This is a genomic window from Anaeromyxobacter sp. (assembly GCA_016718565.1).
GTDB lineage: Bacteria > Myxococcota > Myxococcia > Myxococcales > Anaeromyxobacteraceae > JADKCZ01.
The window spans coordinates 1-18,738 of record JADKCZ010000009.1 but is presented as its reverse complement, the minus strand read 5'-3'; the positions used below and the strand labels follow the sequence as shown (position 1 = coordinate 18,738).

13 protein-coding genes and 1 pseudogene are annotated in these 18,738 nt (G+C 74.3%); 4 read left to right on the top strand and 10 right to left on the bottom strand.

What is annotated here, in order from left to right:
* Positions 1-165 (top strand): hypothetical protein (locus IPO09_16675; protein ID MBK9518947.1); only part of this gene is annotated, 165 nt, incomplete at its 5' end.
* Between the two features lie 316 nt (positions 166-481).
* Here the strand turns inward: IPO09_16675 and IPO09_16670 are convergent.
* The 3 genes and pseudogenes from IPO09_16670 to IPO09_16660 all read right to left on the bottom strand — a co-directional run bounded on the left by IPO09_16670 (position 482) and on the right by IPO09_16660 (position 7,173).
* Entirely contained in the window at positions 482-1,312 is an 831-nt protein-coding gene (locus tag IPO09_16670) for a DMT family transporter (GenBank protein ID MBK9518946.1), read from the bottom strand.
* A gap of 57 nt (positions 1,313-1,369) precedes the next feature.
* Positions 1,370-2,499: pseudogene (gene lysS, locus IPO09_16665) on the bottom strand (homocitrate synthase).
* 18 nt (positions 2,500-2,517) lie between these two features.
* Positions 2,518-7,173 carry an AMP-binding protein gene (locus IPO09_16660; protein ID MBK9518945.1) on the bottom strand — a complete coding sequence of 1,552 codons (4,656 nt, stop codon included), beginning with the start codon at positions 7,171-7,173 and terminating at the stop codon, positions 2,518-2,520.
* A gap of 310 nt (positions 7,174-7,483) precedes the next feature.
* Here IPO09_16660 and IPO09_16655 point away from each other — a divergent pair, with 310 nt between their 5' ends.
* The 3 genes from IPO09_16655 (at position 7,484) to IPO09_16645 (ending at position 9,586) form a co-directional block, all read left to right on the top strand.
* Positions 7,484-7,783, top strand: a complete 300-nt coding sequence (locus IPO09_16655; GenBank protein MBK9518944.1) for a hypothetical protein — start codon at positions 7,484-7,486, stop codon at positions 7,781-7,783.
* Entirely contained in the window at positions 7,780-8,145 is a 366-nt protein-coding gene (locus tag IPO09_16650; protein MBK9518943.1) for a hypothetical protein, read from the top strand. The genes IPO09_16655 and IPO09_16650 overlap by 4 nt, the downstream gene beginning before the upstream one ends.
* A 169-nt stretch (positions 8,146-8,314) precedes the next feature.
* The gene (locus IPO09_16645) at positions 8,315-9,586 is read left to right on the top strand and encodes a mechanosensitive ion channel (protein MBK9518942.1); all 1,272 of its coding nucleotides are present in this window, start codon (positions 8,315-8,317) and stop codon (positions 9,584-9,586) included.
* Here IPO09_16645 and IPO09_16640 read toward each other — a convergent pair.
* The 7 genes from IPO09_16640 to IPO09_16610 form a co-directional block, all read right to left on the bottom strand.
* Positions 9,510-10,343, bottom strand: coding sequence for an NADH:ubiquinone oxidoreductase (locus IPO09_16640; GenBank protein MBK9518941.1), 834 nt, complete (start codon positions 10,341-10,343; stop codon positions 9,510-9,512). The genes IPO09_16645 and IPO09_16640 overlap by 77 nt on opposite strands.
* Positions 10,344-10,358: 15 nt before the next feature.
* On the bottom strand, positions 10,359-11,627 hold the full coding sequence (locus IPO09_16635) for a hydrogenase (GenBank protein MBK9518940.1): 1,269 nt from the start codon (positions 11,625-11,627) through the stop codon (positions 10,359-10,361).
* A gap of 190 nt (positions 11,628-11,817) precedes the next feature.
* Complete coding sequence (locus tag IPO09_16630) at positions 11,818-13,167, bottom strand: hypothetical protein (protein MBK9518939.1); 1,350 nt, start codon at positions 13,165-13,167, stop codon at positions 11,818-11,820.
* Between the two features lie 93 nt (positions 13,168-13,260).
* Positions 13,261-13,881 (bottom strand): hypothetical protein, encoded by a 621-nt coding sequence (locus IPO09_16625; GenBank protein ID MBK9518938.1) that lies wholly within the window; start codon positions 13,879-13,881, stop codon positions 13,261-13,263.
* Positions 13,878-14,807 (bottom strand): NADH-quinone oxidoreductase subunit H, encoded by a 930-nt coding sequence (locus IPO09_16620; protein ID MBK9518937.1) that lies wholly within the window; start codon positions 14,805-14,807, stop codon positions 13,878-13,880. The genes IPO09_16625 and IPO09_16620 overlap by 4 nt, the downstream gene beginning before the upstream one ends.
* Positions 14,804-17,359 (bottom strand): proton-conducting membrane transporter, encoded by a 2,556-nt coding sequence (locus IPO09_16615; protein MBK9518936.1) that lies wholly within the window; start codon positions 17,357-17,359, stop codon positions 14,804-14,806. The genes IPO09_16620 and IPO09_16615 overlap by 4 nt, the downstream gene beginning before the upstream one ends.
* On the bottom strand, positions 17,356-18,738 hold a 1,383-nt coding region (locus IPO09_16610), incomplete at its 5' end, for a sigma-54-dependent Fis family transcriptional regulator (GenBank protein ID MBK9518935.1). The genes IPO09_16615 and IPO09_16610, both read right to left, overlap by 4 nt.

The following is an 18,738-nucleotide window of genomic DNA, read 5'->3' as shown; positions in this document are numbered from 1 at the left end:
GCCAGCCCGGTGGTGTCGGAGGGGGACGAGCTGCCGCTTTCGCAGATCGCCGGCGTCCTGCTCAACGCCGTCTTCCTCGACTCGCCTGACACCGACCCGGAGCGGCTGAGCGGGTCGGACCGGACGCTCTCCTACATCCCCCGGAGCGGCTGGTGGCCCGGGTGAGCTCGACCTGCGCCCCATCCTGCGCTGGCGCTGCGCCCGTCCGATGACTCCGGGGCCGCTGGCCGCCGACGAGTACCACCGCTTCCCGGCCATGCTCCGGCCATTTCAAGGGCATCGGCGTGACCGAGCACTCCCCCGGGCTCGGCCTCGCTCTCCTACCTGGCCTTCGAGGCCGGTCTACGTGGCGCGCGGGCCATGGAGCTGGGCTACCGCGACACGCTGGGCTCGCAGGACGAGGGTGGCCGCCTTCCTGGGGGACGAGCCGCGCGGGCGGCGGCTGGAGGCGTCGGGGTAGCCCGCCGCCCGGCCCGGCCGCTCAGGGCCGCGCCGGCCGCCCCACCAGCGCCGGCTGCACCGTCCGCCAGGTGGTGGCCGCCAGGATGACGGCGCCGCCCGCCACCGCCCAGGGGCCGGGCCGCTCGCCGGTAAAGAGCCAGGTCCAGACCGGGTTGAGGATGGGCTCCAGCAGGATGAGCAGCGCCGCCTCCACCGCCGGGGTCCCCTCCAGGCCGCGGGTGAAGCACAGGTAGGAGAGCCCCAGCTGGAAGACGCCCAGGTAGGCCACCAGCCAGAGGTCGAGGGGGGTGGCGGCGGGCCCCTGCGACCAGAGCGGCAGGGTCACCAGCGCCGCCAGGGCGTTGCCCAGCACCAGCGCGGCCGGGCCGCCCTGGCCGAGCCGGCGCAGCCCCATGATGGAGAAGGCGAAGGCCACCCCGGAGGCCAGCGCCACCAGGTTGCCCGTCACCTGGCCCGGCGTGAGCTGGTCCAGGAAGAACAGCCCCAGCCCCAGGCCGAAGACCGGCACCGACCAGAGCTCGGCGCGGGTGGGGTGCTCGCGCAGCAGCCAGGGGGAGAGCAGCAGCACCCACAGCGGCGCGGTGTCCTGGATGAAGATGGCGTTGGCCGCGGTGGTCAGCTTGGTGGCCAGGACGAACAGCACCACCGTGAAGAGGTAGGCCACCGCCACGCCGAAGGAGAGCCAGGTGGGGCGGCGCCGGGTGGCCGGCACCAGGGCGAAGAGCAGCAGCCCGGCCACCAGCGAGCGACCGCCGGCCACCTGCCAGGCGCTGAGCCCGCTGGACTTGATGGCGGCGCCCCCGGTGGACCAGAGGACCGCCGCGGCGAGCAGGAGCAGGCGGTGCTTCACGGCCGGGGCGGCCGGGGCAGGCCACCCGGGCGCGCCGCGCGGCCGCGGCGGCCAGGCTCACGCCGTCACCCAGTCGCGCAGCACCTTGTCGATCTGCTCCTCCGAGAGCTCGCCGGCGTCGGCCAGCGCCTTGATGCGCTGGGTGATGTCCTTCAGCTCCCGCTCGCCGAAGGTGATGCCCATCTCGCGGGCCCGGTAGGCGATGGCGGCCCGGCCGGTCAGGCGCGAGCCGAGGATCAGCTTGCGCGAGAGGCCGAAGGCCTCCGGCGGGATGATCTCGTAGCTGCCCGGGTTGGCCATCATGGCCTTGAGGTGCATGCCGGCCTTGTGGCTGTAGGCGGTCTCGCCGGTGACGTAGTTGTTGAAGGGGATGTCCACGTTGGCGATGCGGGCCAGCAGCCGCTCCAGCTCGCGCAGCTGGCCGAGGCGGTACTTCTCGCCCACGCCCTGCGGGTCGAGCGAGAACATGCGGGCCACCATGCCGCCCAGCGGGGTGATCCCGACCCGCTCGCCGACCCCCAGCACCGACACGTCCACGTGGGTGGCGCCGGCGCCGATGGCCTCGAAGGCGTTGGCGATGGCGCAGCCGGTGTCGTTGTGGCCGTGGAAGCCGATGTCGCACTTGACGGAGCGGCGCACCTCGCGCACCAGCACGAAGACCTGGCGGGGCGTGCCGATGCCCACCGTGTCGGCCAGGCCGACCCGGTGCACGCCCAGCTTCTCGGCCGCCTGGTAGACGCTGATGAGGTCGACGGTCTCGGAGCGGAAGGTGTCCTCGGCGCTGAAGCGCACCTCCAGGCCGGCCTTGAGGGCGTACTCGATGGGCGGCCCATGGCGTCGATGATCTGCTGGATCGACTTGCCGTGGGACGACTCGCGCAGGATGCGGCTGGTGGCGAAGAGCAGCCCCAGGCCGCGCACCCCGCAGTCCACCGCCGCCTTGACGTCGTCGAGGACGCAGCGGGTGTGGCTGATGACGCGCGCCCCCAGCCCCAGCTTGACGATGGAGGTGGCGTCCTTCTGCGACTGCGGGGAGGCCGCCGGGGAGGTGACCTCGATGTACTCCACGCCGAAGGTGTCGAGCGCGCGCGCCAGCTCGATCTTGTCCTCCGAGCGGAAGGACGCCTTGGAGAACTGCTCGCCCTCGCGGAGGGTGGTGTCGATGAGCTTCCAGGTTGGCTTGGCCATGGAGTTAGACGTGCCTCGCTACCACTTGAAGGGATCCTCGGCGTCCAGGTCCCGCACCAGGCCGCCGGAGCCCGGGTCGGTGCGGAAGCCGAAGCGCTTGAGGTACTCGGGCTGGAAGTAGCCGGTCTCGACGGCCTTGACGCCGCGGGCCCGCATGCGGCGGAAGAACTCGCGCATCAGGCCGTCGGCCACGCCCTTGCCGCGCTGCTTGCGGCTGATGACCAGCTTCTCCATGTGGACCCGGTCGGCCCGCACCGGCCTGTAGAAGAGGCCGCCCAGCACCGCCTCCTTGGCGTCCAGGGTCAGCAGGAACTCGTGCTCGGTGGCGAAGGCCACCTGCAGGTTGGACTCGCCGAAGAGGTGGAGCAGCCGGGCCACCTCGCGCGGCGAGACCGGGCCGCGCACCGCGAAGCGGTTGCCCTCCTCGTCGGTGAGGGCCACCACCACCTCGGTGGTGACGTGGCCGCCGTGCGGCATGGAGATGAGCGCCACGTCCTCCCCCGGGGAGAGGTAGCGGTAGGTCATGTGGGCCAGCAGGAAGTCCTCCTCCTCGGTGGCGTGCACCCCGGAGCGGATGGCGGCCACCTGCTCGGCCAGGTCCAGGCCGCCGGCCGGCAGGACGCGCACCCGCTGCATGAGCCGGTCGAGGGCCGCCCCCAGCTCGGGGCGGGCGCCCACCAGCACGGTCCGGCGGTAGAAGCGGATGCGGGTGTCCGGCCAGGTCTGCTCCAGCTCGGAGAGCCGGTAGGTGCCCCACAGCTCGCCGAGGTGCTTGACCTGGGCCTCGGGGGTGGCCTGCGGGTTGACCTCCAGCCAGCGCTTGAAGCGGCGCGCCGCGAAGAAGACCCGCTGCGGCGTGGGCCCCTCGACGCGCAGCCGGTCCAGGAAGGTGGAGACCGCGATGGCCCGCTTGCCGCTGGCGGCCTCCTCCAGCGCCGGCAGGGCCCGCTCCGGGCCGAGCCCCTCCACCACCGCCGAGAGGATCATCTCGTCGGTCACCTTGCCGGCCAGCTCGGGCCGGACCTGCCCGACCTTCTCGAGGAAGGCGGTGTCGAACCGGTCCAGCAGGTCGTCGAGCGAGGTGCAGGCCGAGCGGTCGGCGATGGAGACCAGCCGGGCGCCCGCGTGGTAGTCGTGCGACGGCACGATGAAGGCGGCCGGGGAGGGGTTGCGCAGGGCCAGCCGGCGGCCGGCCCGGTCCCAGAAGCGCACCAGGCACTCCAGGGCGGTCCAGCCCACGAAGGGCCAGAGCAGCTCGAGGCGGCGGGCCTCGCCCTGCCGCAGCAGGCGGGCCACCTGGCGCTCCACGTCGTCGCCGGGGATGAACTCCTCGGAGAAGATGCCCCACTCGCCGAAGTAGCCGCCGAACTGCTCCACCAGCGGCGGCGGCGCGCCGCAGGCCAGCAGCCAGTTGACCTCCTCGCGCAGCGCCGCGAAGGAGAGGTCCTCGGCCACGTTGATGGCCAGGTCGAAGACCTCGCGCGAGCGGGTGTGGATGGAGAGGCGGTAGACCGCCTTGCCGTGCTGCCGGCCCAGCAGGCTGACGGTGGCACCGCCCGGCGGGATGTCGGCCAGCGAGAGCAGCACGCCGCGCCCCAGCAGGAACACCGAGGCCCGCACCAGGGTGGAGTCGGCCACCGCCTGCAGCAGCACCTTGCGGGCCGCCTCCGAGACGCTGGGCTCGAAGGCCAGCACGTCGCTCCAGCCGTACTCGTGGCCGCCCTGCGGGTCGATGGCGAGCCGCAGGTTGGGGCCGATCCAGTTGGAGAAGCCGCGGCGCAGCCGGTCGAACTCCTCGCCGGCGCGGGCCGCGATGGCGGCGTCATCGTGCAGCGTGAGGCGGGCCAGCGGCACGCGCACCCGGGCGAAGTAGTTGGGGTGGGCGATGGCGGTGGCGGTGAGGAGCCGCATCACCCCGATGAGGGCGCGCCGGTCGGAGGGGTCGGCCAGCGGGCCGTTGGCGCGATCCGAGGCCAGGTGGGCCAGCAAGAGCTGCACCTGGGCGTCGGTCAGGCCGCGCTCGCCCAGGTCGGCCAGGTCCTCGTCGCGCAGGGCCACCGCGCCCATGCGGTCCAGGAAGAGCCGCAGCGTCTCCAGCGTCTTGTGCGGCTCCTCGTTGGGCAGCAGCACCCGGAAGGCGCGCCGCTTGACGTCCTCGTCGGGGGCGTCGGCGGCCCGGCGCAAGAGGGCGCGGCACAGCACCGCCTGCTCGCTGGCGGCGGCGGCCAGGCCGATGTGCAGGTGGCTGATGGCGCGGCGGGCCTCGGGCCGCTCGGCCCGCAGCAGCTCGCCGGCGGCGTGGATGGAGCGGAAGGTGACCTCGTGCCCCTCGACCAGCTCCAGCAGCTCGCCCAGCCGGTCCACCGACGGCGCCACCCAGAGCCGGGGGTCGATGCGCAGGTCGCCGCCGCCCTTGCGCCGCCGGCCCACCAGGGCCAGGAAGGCCTCGTCGCCCAGGAAGGCGCGCAGCGCCTCGTTGCCCAGCCAGAGCGAGGGTCGGGCCAGCAGCGCCCCCAGGTCCAGGACGGTGGAGTCGTTGGCGTAGGCCAGGTCGCCCAGCCGCATCGAGCCGGGCGCCGAGGGCTCCGGCCCCACCTGGATGGAGCGCTCGCCGGCGGTGAGCAGGCCGTGGCGCAGCGCCACCTCGTGCTGCAGGACGCCGATCTCGCGCAGCACCCAGTTCGGGATGCGCAGGAACATCCCGTCCATGGAGAGGGCCAGGTGCTTCTGCTCGTACATCTTCTCGATGAGGTCCTTCCAGACCTTCTCCACCACCTCGCGCTTGAAGCTGGCCTTGTGGGTCAGCTCGCCGTGCTCCAGGTCGAGCGCGCGCGGCAGCACCTGGAAGGCCACCACCCGCTCGAAGGGGGCCAGGAAGCGGTTGGCGCTGGCCACCAGCGACGACAGCAGGTCGCGCAGCTGCTCCGGGCTGCGCTCCCTGAGCGACGGATCCTTGTCGAAGTTGGGCCAGACCAGCAGGGTGTTGTAGTCGCGGTGGTCGCCCACCAGGAAGGCCTGGGCCACCGCCTCGAAGTCGCGGAAGAGGTTCTCCACCCGCTGCGGCGCGATGGTCTGCCCGGCCCGGTTCTTGTAGATCTCCTTCTTGCGCCCGACGATGCGGAAGTGGCCGTCGTCCAGGCTGACCAGGTCGCCGGTGTGGAACCAGCCGTCCGGGTCGTGGGAGCCGGCCTCCTCCGGCCCGGGGTCGAGGTAGCCCGGCGAGATGTAGACCCCGCGGATGAGCAGCTCGCCGTCGTCGGCGCGGTGGCACTCCACGCCCGGCAGCGGCGTGCCGATGGAGCCGTCCACGTAGCCGCCCGGCACCGTCATGGTGATGCCGCCGGTGGCCTCGGTCATGCCGTAGCCGGAGCAGAGCTCCACCCCGGCCCGGTGGAAGTTCTTGAAGATGGCCGGGTCCAGGTAGCCGGCCGCCGAGAGGCCGTAGCGCAGCCGGGTGCCGGTGATGACCCGCAGGTGGGCGGCCGTCTCGTCGGGGTCGTCGGAGGCCGCCTCCCAGACCGCGGCGTCCTGCAGCTCCATCCACTTCTTGGGGACCGAGATGAAGACCGACGGCTTGACCGCGCGGAAGTCCTCCAGCAGCGTGGCCTGGGCGGTGGAGCGGGCGAAGACGTAGGTGGCCCCCCACCACAGGGTGCCGGTCAGCTCCAGGTAGCGGCCGAACGTGTGGTAGAGCGGCAGGTAGCACAGGAAGGTGTCGCCCTCGCCCACCTCGCGCAGCGCGAAGCCGCGGCACAGCCGCTTCGAGACGATGTTCTCGTGGGTGAAGATGATGGCCTTGGGCTTGCCGGTGGTGCCCGAGGTGTACATGGCGGTGGCCATGTCGGTGGCCTTGACCCGGGCGGCCCGGGCCTCGCGGGCGGCCTCGTCGAAGCCGGCCCCCTGGCCCACCACCTGGTCGAGCGAGAGCAGGCCGTTGCGCTCGGCGCAGCTCTTCGAGAAGCAGACCACCTCGCGCAGGTCGGGCAGGCCGGAGAGCGCCGGCAGCACCTTGGCCACCTGCTCCTCGTCGCTGCACAGCAGCACCCGCGCCCGCGAGTGCTTCAGCATGTAGACGATCTGCTCGGCCACCGCGTTGGCCGGCAGCGGGAAGTCGACGAAGCCGTTGGAGAGGCAGGCCAGGTCGCAGAGCGCCGCCTCCAGGCAGTTCTCCGACAGGATGGCGACCCGCGCCTCCGGGTCGTCGCCCAGGATGGCCAGCAGGCCGCGGGCGATGGCGCGGGTGCGGCGCGCCACCTCCGACACCGTCAGCTCGGTGGCGTCGGCGCCCAGCACGCGGATGGCCACCGTCTTCGGGTCGGTCTCCTCGCGGGAGCGCAGCAGCTCGCCGAAGGTGTAGTCGGCCTCGCGGATGACCGGCAGGAGGAGCCGCAGCCAGGGCTCGACCTGGTCCTCCGGCAGCGCCTGGGTGAAGAGCCGGCGGCGCACCGTGTCGAGCAGGCCCCAGAGGGCCCGGCGGGCGGCCTCGCGGGCGCCCGCGTCCGAGAGGCGCGCCCGCAGGACGGCCACCAGGGGGGCCACCAGGCCGAGGTCGCCGGGGGTCAGGCCGCCGAAGGTCTCGCGGGTGTCCTCCACCAGCACCGGCGCCGGGGTGCCCGGGCCGGTCCAGCGCGCCGCCAGCCGGGGGTAGGGCGACTCCGCTTTCACCTGGAACATGCTGGGATCCTCGCCGCCGCCGGGTCGTCTGCGGGTCCCTGATATAGCCGCGGGGCGGGGGTGTTGTCGACGCGGCAGGCGGGCGCTTCGGCCGCCCGGCCGGTTCGGCCGGGTCGGTCCAGCCGGGGCCGCGCCGACGCGGGTGGGGCGCGCGCCGGGGGTCCGGGCGGCGCCGGGTCGCCGCCCCCGCATTCACGAAGGATTTCGCGTCCGGGTCCGCCCGCACCGGCGCGGGGACGCTCCCGTGGTCCGGCCCGATCCGTGCGTAGAGAGACCCGGCGGGCCAGGCGGCCCGACCGGAGGAGCAGCGATGGACACGACGCTCAGGGTGGAGCTCCACAGGGCGCGCGGCGCGGCGGCGCAGGCGCGGGCGCTGGTGGAGGCGGCCCGCCTGGCGGGCGGCCAGGCGGCCGAGGTGGCGCGGCGGCGTCGCGAGATCGAGCGGCTCGAGGACCTGGGCCGCTCGGCGGTGCTGGAGTGCCTGGAGGCGGGCGACCTGCCCCTGGCGCTGACGGCGGCCCGCGGCCTGGCCGGCTCACTGGACGACGAGGCGGAGCGCGCCGCCCGGTCCCTGGCGCTGGCGCGGCTCGGCGCCGCGGAGGCCCGGTGAGCGGGGCCGGCGGGGCGGCCGGGGGGACGCGGCGGTCCGGCGAGGGGGGGCGGCCGCTGGGCGGCGAGATCGCCGCCGCCCTCGACGAGGCGCGCCAGCTGGAGCAGCGGGCGCGGCGGCTGGTCCTGCTGGCCAGGGTCCACGGCGGCGAGGCGGCCACCCAGGCCTGGGCGGACGAGCTGGCCCGCGAGTCGGCCCGCAGCCGCTCGGCGGTGCTGGCGCGCCTGGAGCACGGCGACCCGCTGGGCGCCCTCCGGGTGGCGCTGACGCTGGTGGACACGGTGCGGGCGCACGGGTTCGACGCCTACGCCCAGACCCTGGAGGCCATGGCGCTGGCGCGAGGCCAGGCCGGGCAGGCCTGACGAGCCGCCCGGTTCGACTGCCGGTGGGGAGGCCTCGGGCGGCCGGCTCCGGCCGGTGGCCGCGCCCCGGGCCGGCCAGGTCGCCGGCGGCCCCGCAAGGGTCGCTGCGGGGGGTTCGACCGTCCGCCTAGGCTAGCGGGCCTTTCACCCGCCCGAGGACACCGCCGCCATGGCCCACCCGCCGCAACGCACCGCCGACCTGCTGGCCCGCCTGCTGGCCGCTGCGCCAGCCGAGGCCGCGCCGGCGCTGGGGACCACCAGCCTGGAGCAGTTCCCGCTGCGCGGCCTGATCCACTCGGTGGCGGCCACGGCCCTGCTGGCGCTGCTCCTGTGGGGCCTGGTGGGCCTGCGGCGGCTGGCCTCCGGCTGGCTGGCGCACCTGGCCCAGCGGCGCGCCGAGGGGCTGGCGAGGCGCGGGATCGACTTCGGCCCCCTCATCCGCGCCGTGGTGCGCACCGTGGTGCTGGGCGGCTTCTGGGTGCTGCTGGTGGGGCTGGTGGACGCCTGGCTGGCCTTCGTGCTGGGGCGCTTCGAGGCCACCGCGCCGTGGGCTGCGGCACTCAACGGCCGGGTGCTCGAGGTGCTGGCCGGCGTCGGGCTGGAGGTGGTGCGGGCCATCCCCGGGCTGGTGGCGGTCTTCGTCATCGTGCTGCTGGCGCGCGGCACCACCAGCTTCCTGGCGGGGGTGTTCGGGCGGGCCGAGGCCGGCACCCTGGCCATGCCCGGGCTGCACCCCGAGACGCTCAAGGCGACCCGCCGCCTGGCCACCGCGCTGGTCTGGGTGGTGGCGCTGGCCGCCTCCTACCCGTACCTGCCCGGCACCAGCTCGGAGGGCTTCAAGGGGCTCTCGCTGGTGCTGGGCGTGATGATCTCGCTGGGGTCCACCGGCCTGGTGTCGCAGGCCATGAGCGGGCTGGTGGTGGTCTACTCCCGCTCGCTGGCGGCGGGGGACTACGTCCGGCTGGGCGAGACCGAGGGGGTGGTGAGCGAGGTGGGGATGCTCTCCACCAAGGTGATCACGCTCCGGGGCGAGGAGGTGACCGTCCCCAACAGCGTGGTGGTGGGGGGGCCGGTGCGCAACTTCACCCGCCTGACCCGCGGCCAGGGCGCCCAGGTCTCCACCACGGTGACCATCGGCTACGACGCCCCCTGGCGCACGGTGGAGGCGCTGCTGCTGGCGGCCGCGGCCCAGACCGCCGGCCTGCGCGCCGACGTGAAGCCCTTCGTGCTGCAGCGCGAGCTGCAGGACTTCTACGTGGTCTACGACCTGGTGGCCCGGCTGGAGGTGCCGCTGGACCGGCCGCAGGTGCTGTCGCGGCTGCACGCCAACATCCAGGACGGCTTCAACGCGGCCGGGGTCCAGATCATGTCCCCCCACTTCTTGGCGCAGCCTCCCCAGCCGGTGCTGGGGGCGTCGCCGCCCAGGCCGGCGGCGGGCTGAGCGGCGCCGGGAGGTCGATGCCGAGGAGGTCGAGGATCCCGCTGATGATGGTGAGGGGGTGCGGGGGGCAGCCCGGGACGTAGAGCGCCGGCACCTCCCGACCCAGGAACCCGCGCGCCAGGACGCTCGACCCGGCGTAGGGGCCGCCGGAGATGGCGCAGGCGCCGACCGCGACGACGAAGCGCGGCGCCGGCACGGCCTCCCAGGCGAGGTCGAGCGCCTCGCGCATGTTGCCGGTGAGCGGGCCGGTCAGGACCAGGCCGTCCGCGTGTCGGGGCGAGGCCACGAACTCGATGCCGTGGCGGCCCAGGTCGAAGTTGACGTTGCCCAGGGCGTTGAGCTCGAGCTCGCAGCCGCCGCAGCCGCCGGAGGAGACCGAGCGGAGCCTGAGCGACCGGCCGAAGGCCTCGGTGAGGGCCCGGGAGACGGCCACGGCGGGCGGGGCGGCGGCGCCCTCGACCACCACCAGCCCGCCCGGGGAGTCCGAGGCCATCCGGTGCTCCGGGGTGAACTCGATCCTGGCCGGTGGGCAGGCCGGGGCGCAGTCGCCGCACAGGAGGCAGCGCCCCAGGTCCAGCCGGAGGGGCGCCAGCGCCAGGGCCTCGGCGGGGCAGGCCTCGAGGCAGGCCCGGCAGGCCTCCGGGCACGGGTCGCCGACCAGCACGGGCAGCCCACGGAAGCCCCTGGGGGTGGCGGTGCGGAGGTCCGGCAGGTACTGCCGCCCCTGTGAGATCCGGACCTGGATGGCCTTCAGCATGGGGTCAGCTCCGGTTCAGAGGTCGTTGCCGCAGTAGGAGAGGTCGAAGCTCTTGTTGCAGACCGGGAAGTCCGAGATGTCGTTGCGGCGCATCGCCAGCGCCAGGCCGAGCCAGTTGCGCAGCGACGGGTCCTGCACCTTGTAGTGGCGGAGCTGGCCCTCGCCGTCGGTCTCCAGGGCGTGCACCACCTCGCCCCGCCAGCCCTCGCGGAGCCCGATGGCCAGGGTGCGCGGCGCCAGCGGCCCGAGCGTCCCGGACCAGCGCGTCAGCCCGGGCCGGGAGTCCAGCGCGGCCAGGACCCAGCGGGTGGACTCCTCGATCTCGCGCATGCGCAGCGCCGCCCGCGCCAGGCAGTCGCCGCCGGCCTCGACGACCGGGGTGACGGGCAGGGCGCGGTACAGGGCGCCCGGGCGGCGCGCCCGCTGGTCCAGGTCGACCCCGCTGGCCCGGGCGGCCTGGCCCACCAGCCCGATCTCCAGCGCCTGCTCCCGGGTCAGGGTGCCCACCCCCTCGAGCCGGTGGCGCACGCTGGCGGACGCCCGCATCCGCTGGTCGACGAGGCGGACGTCGCGCGCCAGCAGGGCCAGGCCGGCGCGGGTGGCCTCCTCGCGAGCGGCGTCCAGTGGGGCCCGGAGGGAGGCGGGCCGCACCCAGCCGCGGCCGAAGCGGCTGCCGCACACCAGCATGCTGGTGTTGATGACGGTGGTGCGCAGGCGCCCGTAGGAGGCCGCCCCCTGCAGGAACGCGATGTCGCTGGCCATGCCGGAGAGCCCGGCCAGGTGCATGCCGATGCGCTCCAGCTCCAGCCCGATGCCGCGGTGGACGTCCAGGGCCGGCGGCGTGGCCAGGCCGGCCAGCGCCTCCACCGCCTCCGCGTAGGCCCAGGCGTGCGCCACGCTGGCGTCGCCGGCGATGGTCTCCACCAGCGGCGCGAGCAGGCGGGGGTCGCGGCGCAGCAGGAGCCGCTCCGCGCCGCGGTGCTGGTAGCCCAGCTGGATCTCCAGGTGGTGCACCGTCTCGCCCAGGCACGTGAAGCGGAAGTGCCCGGGCTCGATGACGCCGGCGTGGATGGGGCCCACCGCGACCTCGTGGACCTCCTTGCCCTCGACCGCGTAGAACGGATAGCCGGTCATCCCGGCGGGGCCGGGCGCCGGGAACCTGATCGGCTTCAGCCAGGGGTGATCGTGCGGCTTCACCCCGTGCTGCTCGAAGATCTCCCGCTCGAAGGCGTGCAGCGCCGGGTGGGCGCGGGTGAGCGAGTGGAAGCCGTGGCTCCGGGCCACCTCGGTGCGGAGCGCCGAGAGGCTCCCGCGTCGTCCAGCAGCATGGTGAGCGTCAGCGCGGCCGGGTCGTCGGCCGGCTGGCCCCAGAAGGCGACGGGGCGGTCGCCCGCCGTGAGCCGGGCGCCCACCGCGTCGAAGAAGGCCCGGGTCGGCAGGCCGAGCGACGCGACCGGGGCGCAGAAGGTGGCGCTCACCGGCCCCCCAGGGTCACGGCCACCTGCCGGAAGAGGGCGTTGACCGGCGCCGGCAGGTAGATCCCCATGGCCAGCAGGGCGCTCAGGAAGATCAGCTTGGGCAGGACCGTGGCCACCTTCTGGCTGGCCCAGTCCACCTGCCTCTTCGGCTCCCCCCAGATCATCGGGAAGACCGACCGGCCGGTGGCGATGAAGGTCACCGTCAGGATGGCGCAGAAGGCGGCGAAGACCAGGAAGTGCCCGGCGCCGATGAGGCCGCTCATGATGATGAGCTCCCCCAGGAAGCTGCCGAAGGGCGGGAAGCCGAGCAGGGCGAAGGTGCCGACCATGAAGAACAGCCCGCTGTAGGGCATGTCCTTGAGGAGCCCGGAGACCTCGCGGACGTCCTCGGTCCGGTAGCGCGCCTCGATCTTGCCGGCGGTGAGGAAGAGGATGGCCTTGATGAAGGCGTTGCTCACCGCGTACAGCACCACGCCGTAGGCGGCGCCCTGGCCGATGCCCAGGCCCACGGCGATGACCCCGCCGTGGTTGAGCGCCCCGAAGGCGATGAGCTTCACGTAGTTGTGCGTGGCGATGATGCCGAAGGCCGAGAGCGCCATGGTGGCCAGCCCCAGCGTCAGCAGGATGGGGCCGATCAGGTCCCGCTCGGCGGCGCCGTAGGCCTGCAGCACGCGGAGCAGCGCCACCAGCACCACGTTGAACTGGACGGCGCCGAGCAGCGCCGTCACGGAGGGCGGCGCGGCGTGGTAGGTCTCCGGCAGCCAGGTGTGCATGGGGGCCAGCCCCAGCTTGGTGCCGTACCCGAGCAGCAGCAGCGCCAGGCCGACCCGACGCCAGGCGTCGGGCGGCTGCCCCGCCGCCACCACCAGCCCGTCCAGGAAGAGCGAGGCCTGGCCGCCCCCGTGCGCGTCCAGGCCGTGGGACAGGCAGAGGAGGCCCAGCAGGCTCAGGGCCAGCCCGACCGACGAGAACAGGAAGTAGCGCCAGGAGGCGCGCACCCGCGCCGGCGTGAGCCGGAACTGGATCATCGGGACGGCCGCCAGGGTGGTCCCCTCCAGCAGGATCCAGGTCGCCACCAGGTGGTTCGAGAGGATGGCGAGGTTGGCCACCACGATGAAGACCAGGGCGAAGCCGGCCAGCCGCTCGATGCCGTCGCGCAGCTCGGGGGTGTCCTTCACCCGGGACCACAGGTAGGTGACGATGCCCACGAACACCAGGTTGATCACCAGCAGGAAGAGCCGGGAGGTGGCGTCGGCCACCAGGTAGCCGCCGGCGAAGACCACCACCTCCGCGGCGGGCGCGGCCAGGGCGAAGTAGCCGGCCAGGGCGACGTCGAGCGCGGCCACCGCCAGCAGCAGGTTGAGGATGCCGGGCCGGATCAGCCGGACCTCGGGCGCCGGGGCTGGTGCCCGTGGCCGGGCTGGGGACGGGGCGGGTGGTCACGGGGCGGGCTCCGCCGCGGGCGGCTGGTCCGGCCCGGCGGCCCCGAGGCGCCGGAGGAAGCCCCCCAGCGTCAGGACCGACAGCAGGAGCACCACCGCCACCCCGAGCTGGATGGGGAGCTCCGGCTGGTGGTCGCCGGCCAGCTCGAAGAGCGCGATGGCGTACTCGACGCGCAGCACCCCGATGATCTGCCCGAAGGTGCTGGACTGGGTGCCCAGCACCAGCAGCCCGAGCAGCAGCCCGGAGGTGGCCACCGCCAGGTGGGTCGCCGCGGCGCCCGGCGCGGCGTGGAGCAGGGTCGAGAACCGGAAGGCCACCAGCACCAGGGCGCCCGCCATGGTCCAGGAGAGCAGGTTGGCCGGGATGACGTCGCGGCGCTTCGGCCCGCCGAGCCGGTGCATGATGGCGAAGAGGTGCCGGGGGACGAACCAGGTCCTGAGCAGCAGCAGGTCGAGCAGCAGCAGGACGCCGCCGGCCGACGGGGTCCAGCCGCGCTGCGCCACCATGGCGGCCATGAGCAGCCCCTGGAGCCCGAGCCCGACCAGGCTGAGGCGCCACGAGGCCGTCAGGAGCGGGGTGACCAGCACCACCAGGAAGGTGAGGAGCAGGTAGGTCATCGTCCGCCGCCCTGCGCCCAGGCGGTGGCCAGGAGCGCCAGCGCGGCGGAGATCCCGCCCGCCAGCACGTACTGCGGCACCACGGCCAGCTTGAGGCGCGCCACCAGCGACTCGACGAAGCCCACCGCCACCGCCACGGCCGCCACCAGCCCGAGCTGGACCGCCGCCGCCAGCAGCGGGCCGTCGGCGAGGCGCAGCGGGTTCAGCAGGCCGGCGATGAGCCCGGCGCAGACCGTCAGCTTGAGCGCCGCGGCGTACTGGAGCGCGGCCAGGTCCGGGCCGGAGTGGTCGAGGATCATGACCTCGTGGATCATGGTGAGCTCGAGGTGGGTGGCCGGGTCGTCCACCGGCACCCTGGCCGTCTCGACCTGCAGGAGGACGAGGAGCGTGAACAGCACGCCCAGGCTGGTGACCACCTGCGCCGGGGAGCGGAACCCCACGTCGAGGATCTCGGCGAAGGTGGTCCGGCCGGTCGCCGCGGCCAGGGTGCCGAACGCCAGGAACAGGGCCGGCTCGACGAAGGCCGCGTAGGTCGCCTCCCGGCTGGCGCCCATGCCCTCGAAGGCGCTGCCGGTGTCGAGCGCGGCCAGCATGAGGAAGATCCGGCCCAGGCCCCACAGGTAGGCGAAGGCCACGAAGTCGTAGGGGAAGGCGAGCGGGGCGAACCGGCCGAGGAGCGGGGTCAGCAGGCCGGCCACCAGGGTGGTGGCCAGCACCACCAGCGGCCCGGCGGCGAAGAGGATGGTGGTGGTGCGGCTGTAGACGGGGCGCTTGCGCAGGAGCCGCCGCAGGTCGGAGGCGCTCTGCAGCAGGCGCGGCCCCTTCCGGCCGGCCCAGAGGGACCTGGTGCGGTTGATCAGGCCGATCACGGGGAAGGGCAGGAGCAGCAGCGCCCCCAGGTGGGCCAGGGCGAGGAGGGGCGTCACCAGCGGCCTCCGGCGCCGGAGAGCACCAGGGCCACCACCGCGATGAGCACCACCAGCCCGGCGGCCAGCGAGAAGCGGGGCTCGAGGGGGATGCGGCCCGCCGTCCGGACCACCATCCGGTCCCCCTCGCCCATCACCTCGAACATGCGCTGCTCGACGGCGTCCACGCAGTGGGTGCTGAGGTGCCCCTCGCGCTGGGGGAACGGCTCGGTGGGGAGCCGCTCGCGGCGCAGGTGGCGCAGCACGGTGTCGAAGATGCCGGCGAACTGCGCCGAGAAGGACGTCCCGGTGTACTGCATCCGGGGGGTGGCCCCGACGTAGCCGCAGCCCCAGGTCACGGAGCGCGGCGCCGCCGCGCCGTGCAGCAGCCAGCGGCGCAGCAGGGCCAGCGCCGCCAGCACCAGGAGGAGCAGGAGCCCCAGCCCGGCGACCGGGCCGAGGAGGCGGGTGGCCTCGAGGGCCGCCGCCGGCGCGGGCCCGCCGCGCTGCCCGAGGAAGAGGCGGACCGGCTGGTCGACGAGGGCCAGGCCGAGCCCGGGCAGGAGGCCGAGCGCCAGGACCCCGACGGCGTGCAGCGCCATGGGGAGGCGCATGGTGAGGGGGACCTCCCCCTCGCAGTGGAGCCGCGGGTCCCTGGGGGCTCCGAGGAAGGCCAGGCCGAAGGCGCGCGTCATGGCCAGCGCCGAGACGCCGCCCACGAAGGCCAGCAGCGCGGCCACGATGGTGAAGAGCCCGCGCTCGACGCCGGGCGGCGCGCCCTGGCCGAGGAGCCCCGCGTAGATGAGGAACTCGCCGACGAACCCGTTGAGCGGGGGCAGCGCGGAGATGGCGAGCCCGCCCAGCAGGAAGAAGCCGGCCGTCCACGGCATGCGCCTGGCCAGGCCGCCGAGCCGCTCCAGGTCGACGCTGTGGGTCGAGCGGTAGATGGCGCCGGCCGCGTAGAAGAGGAGGCACTTGAAGAAGGCGTGGTTGAGCAGGTGCAGGAGGCCGCCGCCGAAGCCCAGGGCCACCAGCGCCGGCTGGTGCCAGGCCAGCCCCAGGGTGCCCACGCCGAAGCCCATCCCGGCGATCCCGACGTTCTCGGTGGAGGAGTACCCGAGGAGCCGCTTCAGGTCGCGCTGGGTGGTCGTGTAGAGGACGCCCGCCAGCGCCGAGAGCGCCGAGAAGGCCAGCACGTACCACCCCATCCAGTCCTCCGGCGTGCCGAGGAGCAGGGTGAAGCGCAGCAGGCCGAAGAGGCCGGCCTTGTGGATCACCCCGGACATCAGCGCCGAGACGTGCGCCGGCGCCGCCGAGTGGGCCCGGGGCAGCCAGGTGTGGAACGGGAAGAAGGCGGACTTGAGGCCGAAGGAGGTGACCAGCAGGACGAAGGTGACGCCCCGCAACGGGCCGGGCGTGCGGAGGAACGCGCCGAAGGCCTGGAAGTCCATCGAGCCGGTCTGGCTGTGCATGACCATGAAGGCGGCCAGCAGGAAGAAGAGCCCGATGTGGGTGGAGACCAGGTAGTTGAAGCCGGCGAAGCGGATGCGCTGGTTGCGGTAGTCCCACACCACCAGCAGCCAGGCCGCCACCGCCGCGATCTCCCACCCGAGCAGGAACACGAAGGCGCTCTCCAGCGTGTAGATCATGACGAAGGAGAGGGAGGTGACGTTGAGCAGCGCGAACTGGACGCCGGCGTTCCTGGTCTGGAAGGAGGGCCGCAGGTACCCGAGCGCGTAGACGGTGCCGAGCAGCGTCATCGGCAGCGACCAGGCCAGGAAGAAGGCGCCGAGCGGGTCGAGGTGCACGGCGATGGCGTCGATCGGGTAGGACCAGGGCACGGTGGCGCGGACCTCGCCGCCGCCCATGAGCACCGGCAGCACCCCGGCGAGCACCAGCCCGCTCGCCAGCGCCTGGGTGGAGATGGCGGCCCAGCCGCGGTGCCGGTTGTCGCGCAGGCCGAGGGCCAGCACGGCTCCCACCAGCAGGACGGCGGCGGCGACGAGGACCAGGCTCACCGGCCGGACCTCGGCCCGCCGTCGGGGGCCACCGCCAGGCCGAGCACGACGTCCACCGAGCGGCTCAGCGCCTCCGGGAGGAGCGGGCAGCGCAGCACGCCGACGCCCTTCCGGGCCCAGGCGGGCGGCTCCTCGGCCTGCCGGTAGCGGATGACCAGCACCGGGATGCCGGGGCGGAGGCGATCCCGCGAGGCCAGCAGGTGCCCGACGTCGGCGGCGGAGACCGCCGGGGAGGCGATCAGCAGGGCGATGGGCCGGGCCCGCAGGGCCTCGTCGGCGGAGGCGAGGGTGGCGCCGTAGCCCACCTGGTAGTCGTGGCGCGCCGCCAGCTCCCGGAACAGGCCATCCGGGTCGGTGCCCCCTGGCGCCACCACCAGCAGCGCACGCGCGGCGGCGGGGGCGGCTGGGGGCGCCGCGGCGGCTCGGTCTCTCTGCGTCACGCCCCGCGCCTAAAGCACGAAGCGGGCCAGCGGCGCGGCGCCCCTCGAATGGCGGCCTGGCGTGGTGGGGCGCCCGTCGGACCCGGCGGCCACCCGGCGCCGGCGCGCGGCTCATGCCGAATCGGCACCGCGCCGCGCCGAGGCCTGCCGCCGGTACTGGCCCAGCTTGGTGTAGAGCGTGCGCAGGCCGATCCCGAGCACCCGGGCCGCGGCGCGCTTGTCGGGGTGGCGGCGCAGGGTGGCGAGGATGAGGTCGCGCTCCGCGGCCGCCAGGGTGGAGCCCACCCGGAGCGCCAGCTGGCCGCCGCCCGCGGCGCCGGAGCCCGCCGCGCCGCCGGCGCCCGGCCCCAGCTCGGCGAAGCCGTCCAGGCCGATGGTGTCGCCCGTGGCCAGGATGGCCGCGCTCTCCACCGCGTTCTTCAGCTCGCGCACGTTGCCCGGCCAGTCGTGGTCCATGATGGCCCGGAGCGCCTGCGGGGTGATCCCGCGGATCTTCTGGTCGTTGCGCCGGTTGAAGTCCGCGATGAAGGAGTCGATCAGGGCCGGCACGTCCTCCTTGCGCTCGCGCAGCGGGGGGATGACCAGGGTGACCACCTTGAGGCGGTAGTAGAGGTCGTCGCGGAACCGCCCGAGCCGGAGCGCGTCGTCGATGTTCCGGTTGGTGGCCGCCAGCACGCTCAGGTCCACCTTCACCTTGCCGGTGCCGCCGACCCGCCGGAACTCGTTCCGCTCCAGGACCCGGAGGAGCTTGGCCTGCGTGGCCGGGTCCATCTCGGCGATCTCGTCGAGGAAGAGCGTGCCCCCGTCGGCCAGCTCGAAGAGCCCCTTCTTCCGGTCGTCGGCCCCGGTGAAGGCGCCCCGCTCGTGGCCGAACAGCTCGTTCTCCAGGAGCTCGCGCCCCAGGGTGGCGCAGTTGAGCGGCACGAAGAGCTGCTGCCGGCGCGGCCCGCGGGCGTGCAGGGCGCGGGCGATGAGCTCCTTCCCGGTGCCGCTCTCCCCCAGGATGAGGACGTTGGTCTTGTACCGGGAGATCTTGTCGATGGTGGAGAGCACCCGGCGGATGGCGGCGGAGCCGCCGATGAGCCCGGTGAACGAGGTGACCGGGGCCTGGGGCGCCGGCCCGGGGGGCCCCACCTGCTCCACCAGCCGCCTCAGGCGCGCCAGCAAGGTCTCGGCGTCGAAGGGTGGTGCGAGGTAGTCCGCCGCCCCCTGCTGCATGGCGTCCACCGCCTCCTGCACGGTGCCCGAGGCCCCCAGCACCACCACCGGCACCGCCGGGTGCTGGTGGCCGGCCCGGGCCACCATGGTGGTGATGGCGACCGGGCTGAAGGAGCGGGGGATGAGGGCCGCGGCCAGCGTCTCGCGGTCCAGCACGGCCAGCGCCTCCTCCTCGGAGGAGGCCACCACCGTGGAGAACCCCGCCGCGGCCAGGTGGCGCGCCACCGAGGGGCTGCCGCCCCCGGCGGGCCTGACCACCAGGCAGGTGCGGCCGAC

Excerpts from the sequence above, each read along its gene's own strand:
- IPO09_16660 (MBK9518945.1), bottom strand. The coding sequence starts at position 7,173 with ATGTTCCAGGTGAAAGCGGAGTCGCCCTACCCCCGGCTGGCGGCGCGC.
- IPO09_16655 (MBK9518944.1), top strand. The coding sequence starts at position 7,484 with ATGGACACGACGCTCAGGGTGGAGCTCCACAGGGCGCGCGGCGCGGCG.
- IPO09_16645 (MBK9518942.1), top strand. The coding sequence starts at position 8,315 with ATGGCCCACCCGCCGCAACGCACCGCCGACCTGCTGGCCCGCCTGCTG.
- IPO09_16640 (MBK9518941.1), bottom strand. The coding sequence starts at position 10,343 with ATGCTGAAGGCCATCCAGGTCCGGATCTCACAGGGGCGGCAGTACCTG.
- IPO09_16625 (MBK9518938.1), bottom strand. The coding sequence starts at position 13,881 with ATGACCTACCTGCTCCTCACCTTCCTGGTGGTGCTGGTCACCCCGCTC.
- IPO09_16615 (MBK9518936.1), bottom strand. The coding sequence starts at position 17,359 with ATGAGCCGCGCGCCGGCGCCGGGTGGCCGCCGGGTCCGACGGGCGCCC.